This is a genomic window from Pseudomonas sp. KBW05 (assembly GCF_003852405.1).
In the GTDB taxonomy this organism is placed as follows: Bacteria; Pseudomonadota; Gammaproteobacteria; order Pseudomonadales; family Pseudomonadaceae; genus Aquipseudomonas.
Genome location: NZ_QAJM01000020.1, coordinates 163,298 through 169,479, shown reverse-complemented (window position 1 = coordinate 169,479; position 6,182 = coordinate 163,298). Strand labels below are relative to the sequence as shown.

6 protein-coding genes are annotated in these 6,182 nt (G+C 61.0%); 1 reads left to right on the top strand and 5 read right to left on the bottom strand.

Annotated elements, in window-relative coordinates:
* Positions 1-127: 127 nt before the first annotated feature.
* The 5 genes from treS to DBR46_RS30240 form a co-directional block, all read right to left on the bottom strand.
* Entirely contained in the window at positions 128-2,194 is a 2,067-nt protein-coding gene (gene treS, locus DBR46_RS20835; protein WP_124527703.1) for a maltose alpha-D-glucosyltransferase, read from the bottom strand.
* A 140-nt stretch (positions 2,195-2,334) separates the two neighbouring features.
* Positions 2,335-3,318 (bottom strand): GlxA family transcriptional regulator, encoded by a 984-nt coding sequence (locus tag DBR46_RS20830; protein ID WP_017734272.1) that lies wholly within the window; start codon positions 3,316-3,318, stop codon positions 2,335-2,337.
* Between the two features lie 72 nt (positions 3,319-3,390).
* Positions 3,391-4,059 (bottom strand): signal peptidase I, encoded by a 669-nt coding sequence (lepB, locus tag DBR46_RS20825; protein ID WP_124527702.1) that lies wholly within the window; start codon positions 4,057-4,059, stop codon positions 3,391-3,393.
* Between the two features lie 360 nt (positions 4,060-4,419).
* Positions 4,420-5,028 carry a LysE family translocator gene (locus DBR46_RS20820; RefSeq protein ID WP_124527701.1) on the bottom strand — a complete coding sequence of 203 codons (609 nt, stop codon included), beginning with the start codon at positions 5,026-5,028 and terminating at the stop codon, positions 4,420-4,422.
* A gap of 151 nt (positions 5,029-5,179) precedes the next feature.
* A complete protein-coding gene (locus tag DBR46_RS30240) occupies positions 5,180-5,347 on the bottom strand; it encodes a hypothetical protein (protein WP_158619159.1) in 168 nt (55 codons plus the stop codon).
* A gap of 166 nt (positions 5,348-5,513) precedes the next feature.
* On the opposite strand from DBR46_RS30240, the gene DBR46_RS20810 reads away from it, so the two are divergent.
* Positions 5,514-6,035, top strand: a complete 522-nt coding sequence (locus DBR46_RS20810) for a phospholipase D family protein (protein ID WP_124527713.1) — start codon at positions 5,514-5,516, stop codon at positions 6,033-6,035.
* Positions 6,036-6,182 lie beyond the last annotated feature (147 nt).

The following is a 6,182-nucleotide window of genomic DNA, read 5'->3' as shown; positions in this document are numbered from 1 at the left end:
GAGCTTGTGTGGGAGCGGGCTTGCTCGCGAATGCGGTGGATCAGACAACACATCTGTGACTGATAGACCGCATTCGCGAGCAAGCCCGCTCCCACACAAGCCAGCTCCCACAGTTGACCGCGTTCAATCACAGCATCGGGGTGGTGCTGACTACCCGTAATGCCAATCCCTCATAAGCATCCAGGGTGATAGTGAACTCGCCCTCCGCCGACAAATCCCCTTCAACCCGCTCATTGATAATGTCCACCACCGGCCCCGGCGCAATGTCGGGCAAGTGCAGGGTTTCGGTGATCGGCGTCGCGCCAAAATTCAGCGCGGTGATTTGCGTGCCCTTCCCCGCTGGCAGTTCGTGAACCATAATCAGTAGCCCAGGGTTCTGCACATCCGGCACGAGGATCTGGCGGCTCGCTGCAATGTCGTAGGCACGGCGTACCGCGAGGATTTTTTGCAGCTGGGAGGCAAAGGATTGCGGGTCCAGCAGTTGGCTGTTCAGGCTGCCATACAGGCTTTGCGCGCGCGGCATCTGCCCGGCCGACAGTTCGGCCTCGGGGTTGAGGTCCACCAAATCATAGGCGCCGCGATGAATCCAGCGCGTGTCGCCATCGCCCATCAAATGCGCCACGCTATCCGCCGCCAAAGGCAGCGCGCCCACCAGGTCCCAACCCGATAAGGCAAACACCCCGGGCTGCATGGCGTTGTACATCACCAACAGCAGGTGGATCTGGCGGATCTGCTGGATATCCGTCGGCGTGATGGTAGCCAGGTCACGAATGCCCAGTGCCGCGGTGATGATGCTGGCCGTGGTGCAGGCCACGCCATTGGTGACGAACTTGAGGTTATACGGCGCCTGCTCGCCGGCCAGGCGCTCGTACATCTGTTCGCGGATGTGCTCGCGCAGGCTGTTGCCGGGAAAGGTCTGGCCCTGGTACTGATAGCTGTCATGGGCGTGCAGGGTCCAGAAGTGCACCAACTCCAGGGTCAGCTCATCGTGATTTTGCAGGGCATGGATCAACGAACCGGGGTCGATGCCCAGGCTGTGCATCTGGCGCAGCATCAAGCGCAGGAATTCGGTGTCGCCCATCAGCAAGGCATGCTGGTAGGCCGGGCGGGTGATGAAGTCGTAGGACAGGTCCGCGCCGCCGTGGGACATGGCGGCGATGTCGTCCACGGTCAGGTTCAACTCCTGGAAGCTGAAGCCGCCCGCCTTGCGAATCGCCCCGCCCAGCAGTTGGTTGCCGGTGATCGACAGCGGGTGGCTTTCCGACCAGGCCGTGCCGTCCAGCTTGCGTTCCACGCCGAGGAAACCGTTGGCGTCCAGGCGCAGGATCTTCGCGCCCATCACATCGATGGCGTGCAAGGCGTCGCCGATGATCATCTGCTGCGCGGCGAAGCTGGGGTCCAGCCAGTTCAGTGACGGCTGGCCGGCCTTGAAGTAATGCAGGTACACCCAGCGGCGCGGCTTGCCGTCCACACCGAGGACCACGGGCGTGGCGCTCCAGTCGGTTTCCTTGACGCCGGGCTCGAAGAAGATCACCCGCTGCAACTGGCCGACGATGTAGTGCTTGTCACGCAGGGCATCGACCTGCAGCGGGCTGAGGTTATGTGCGTCATCGCCCTCGGCGACATCGGGCAGCAGCGGCCAGTCTTCTTCGCGGATCTCCACCATGTGGTACAGGCCGGGGTAGTCCTCGTAGGCCATCTCGGCCAGGCGGAAGTCCGCGCCCTTGCCGGTGTGGGACGGGATCACATCGTCGATGATCACCGCGTTGTGTGCGGCGGCCATGCGCGTCAACGCCTGCAACTGCGCCTCGGTGCCCAGTTGCGGGTCGATGTCGAAACTGATGCGGTCGAAATTGCCGTCAATGGTCGGCGTGTGCTGGGTGCCGCTGAGGCCACCGGACTTCTTCAACGGACCGTTGTGGATGCCCTGGATGCCGATCTTCGACAAGGCCTGCCACAGGCTTTCATCGCCAAGGGCTTCCAGCACCGTACCGCCGTCACGGGTGACAATCGACGCCGGGTAGGCGGTGAACCACACCGACGACAGCGCCGTCGCATCCCGTGGCCGAGTCTGTGCGTAGGGTTGCTGCCACAGGCGCCCTTGCCCGGAATAGAGCCTCGCGCGCTGGCGTGCCGCGTGCAGCATCGACTGTTGCACCAGCCAGTTCACATGATCGTTGTCCGCCGCCGTCATAAGTCCGCTACCTGTCGTGGAGAAACGTTGGGTGTAGACATATGAGGGGTGTGGGGGCGAATCGTTGCATTGGGGGTGGGTCTGGGGTTGGGATGTTGTCTGTGCTGCCTGCGATAGCGGTGGTACTGCCAACCACCCCGCTACTTGACCAACCGCTTCTCCTTGGAAGGCCGATACCCAAAGTACGAGCTATAGCACTTGCTGAAATGGCTCGGCGACACAAACCCGCACGCCACCAGCACTTCCACCTGGGACAGTTCGGTGTGCTGCAACAACCGCCGCGCTTCGGTCACGCGCAACTCCATGTAGTAGCGTTGCGGCGTGGTGCCCAGTTGCTCCTTGAACAACCGTTCAAGCTGGCGCCGTGAGCGGCCGGCGTACACGGCCAACTGATCCAGTTCCAGGGGTTCTTCAAGGTTGGCATCCATCAGCTTGACCACTTCGCGCAACGGCGCGCTGACGCTGACGTTTTCCGTCGGTTTGATACGCCGGTAGCGCGACTCTTCAAACGCCAGGATATCTTCAATCCCCTCCACCAGGGCTTTGCCGTGCAGGCTTTTGATCCAGTCCAGGGCCATATGAAACGCCCCCGATGGGCTGGACGCCGTGAGCCGGTCGCGATCGATCACAAAGGGTTCGCTGGTGACGTGGGCCGCCTTGGACACCTCCGCCAAGGCCGGGCGATGTTCCGGGTGGATCGCGCAGTGGTAGCCCTGCAACAAGCCGGCACGGCCGAGGAACCACGAGCCATTCCACAGCCCCGCAAGACCCACGCCTTGCTCGGCGGCAACCCGCAGGAGTTGCACAAAGTCATCGCCGGCCTTGAGTTCGGTGCGAAAGCCCCCGCAAATCACCAGCAATTCCAGCTCGTGCAACGCCGCAACGTCCAGGCGCGCGTCCGGGCGGATCACCAGGCCGAGGTCGCTGATGACTTCGCCATCGTCCCAACCAAAGGTGCGTGTGGCAAACAGATCCGGGCGCAGCAGGTTGGCGGTGACCAGGGTGTCGAGGGTCTGGGTGAATGCGGGCAGGGAGAAGTGTTCGAGCAGCACAAAGCCGACGCGGGTGACCGGCGACGGCTGTTGCGGGTTGTCATTCAGGTAGCGCAGGTTCTTGCCTTTCATGCCACCGCTGAACTGGCGTCTTTCCATCGAGGGGTTGCCCACTTTATTGTTGTTGGTGCAGTGGGCGCCATCTTAGAGGATTGGCGCACCAAATCGGCGAAATCGCGGCATCCAACGATCGAGGATCTGCGCGGACGCCAGGATATGGTGCGCGCGGCCGATCAGCAAACGGCGCGGTACGAAGCCGATGTAGCGCGAATCGGCGCTGTTGTCACGGTTGTCGCCGAGCATGAAGTAGCTGTCGGCGGGCACCACTACTGGGCCGAAGTCCCTGCGCGCGCGCACCTGCGGCATGAACTGGACGCTGCGCCGACTGTTGTTCGCCAGCTCGGTCAGCTTGATCCCGGCGATGGATTGATCAGGCGAGACGCGCTCGCTGATGGCCTGCGCATCGAGGTAAGTGGCGGGCACGCCGTTGATCCACAGCACCTCGTTTTTCATTTGCAGGGTGTCGCCAGGGATGCCGACGATGCGCTTGATCAGGCGCAGGCTGTCTTTGGGCGAGGTAAAGGTAACCACGTCGCCCCGTTGCGGGTTTTCCAGCGCGAATACCGAGATGTCGGTCAGCGGCAGCTTGAGGTCGTAGGCGACGCGATTGACCAGCACCACATCGCCCTCCACCAGCGTCGGGCGCATGGAGCCAGAGGGGATGGGGTTCCAATCGGCCAGGGAGGTGCGGAAGATGCCGAAGCACAGCCAGAAAATAATGGCGTAACGGTATTTGCTCAACAGACGTCGCATACATCCTCGCACGGGCACGGTAACGGTCACTATCAAGCGTAAAGATTACAGGTTGGCGGGCGCATAAACACCGGGATGTGGGCTGAGCTTGAAAAAACCGCCACCCTGCACAGGCCGAAGCCAGGCGCCTGAACGCGCATCTGATACGGTTTTTTCTTTATCATCTGCCTCTGTATCGAAAACTGCCCCGGGCGGACAATACGCCCACTCCCGACACCCTTGTCGAGTGCACCAGGACACTTCCTGGCGCCCCCTTCCCTTCGGAGGCCTTATGACCAAGATGGCAATTTTCCTGTTCGGCTTTTTAGTGCTGACCATCGGCATCGGCCTGCTGGCGACCATCTCGCCGGTGTAACGCCGTCAGCTGACAAACAACATCGGGTACAACGACAGCACCAACAAGCCCGCCATTGACCCGTTGAACACCCGCAACCAGCGCGGCTCGCGCAACACATTGCGCAGGCCGCTGCCACAGACCACCCAGACACACACGCTGGGCAGGTTGACCACGGCAAACACCAAGGCGATCACCAGCACGTTGGTGACATAACCCTCGGCCGGCGTATAGGTAGTGATTGCCCCCAGCGCCATGATCCACGCCTTGGGGTTGACCCACTGAAACGCCGCCGCGCCGAGGAACGTCATCGGCTTGCCGTGCGCATCGCTGCTCTCGGACATACCGGCGGACGTCGCAATCTTCCACGCCAGGTACAGCAGGTACGCCGCGCCCACATAACGCAACAGCGTGTAGGCCCACGGGAACACCTTGAACACCTCGCCCAACCCCAGGCCGACCGCAATCACCAACAGCATGAAACCGATGCTGATCCCCAGCGCATGAGGCATCGAGCGACGAAACCCGAAGTTCACCCCCGACGCCAGCAGCATGGTGTTGTTAGGCCCCGGGGTGATCGAAGACACGAAAGCGAACAGCACAAAGGCTGACAGCAGGCTGGTAGACATGAACATGGCGCAGCATCCAGACGGTGGTGGCAGGACTGTGACAGTAGAGGTTTAGCGGGCCGACCGCCCCGTACAGCTAGGGGTGGATCGGGGAATACACTTTCGCCGCACAAAAAAAAGGAGCAAGCCGCAACGGCTTGCTCCCTGGATGCACTACTTAGCGCTGGCCACCGCCACCGCCTGGACCACCGTGGCCACCGCCCTGTCCGTGCCCACCACCACCACCACCACCACCACCTGGTGGTGGCATGAACATCCAGCAACCCGAAAGGGTGGACAACAGCGCGACCACGACGGCCGCCTTGGTCAGGTAATTCAACTTCATGAAAACACTCTCTGCTTGGCAATATTTGTTTCGCGAGAGATAGGACAAGCGAAAGCCGACGGCGTCACGGCTATCGTGTAACGTGTTGGTAGGCTTTGTATTTTTAAACTTACAACGCGCTGCGAACGAAGCGTTTGCACACAGCGCTATCGGGGTTTGAAACATGATGATCGTTCGAAGCATCACCTTGGGGGCCCTGCTCGGCTTATCGCCCCTCTCTCTGGCTGAACCCAGCATTGCCGTCGGTTTCTCGCCAGAAGGTTCGGCGCGTACGTTGGTCCTGGAGACCATCGGCAGCGCGCGGCACAGCATTCAGATGCTTGCCTACGCCTTTCAAGCGCCCGACATCACACGGGCGTTGGTCGAGGCGCAGAAGCGTGGGGTGAAGGTGCGTGTGGTCATCGACAAGAAACGCAACCTTGGCAAGGCCAGTACCACGGCTATGGACTTTGTCAGCCGCAATGGCGTGGAACTGCGTACCAGTGATCACTTTCACCTGCAGCATGACAAGGTGATCATTGTTGATGGCAGCACGGTGCAAACGGGGTCATTCAATTATGCGACGTCTGCGGAGACGGCGAATTCGGAGAATGTGCTGGTGATTAAGGGGGCGCCGGAGGTAGCACGGCGGTATGTGGAACATTGGCAGTCGCGGTGGGAGCTTGGGGTGGGGTATACGGCGCGGTGAGGTACTTGTCTTTTGGCAATAAAAAAGCCCCACAGACGTTGGTCTACGGGGTTTTCAAGAATGGGGCCGAGGTTGGAATCGAAGCGGTGTAGCTGGAGTTGCGATCTAAGAATAAAACCCTGCAACCCAGTTAGTTAAGATAAATAA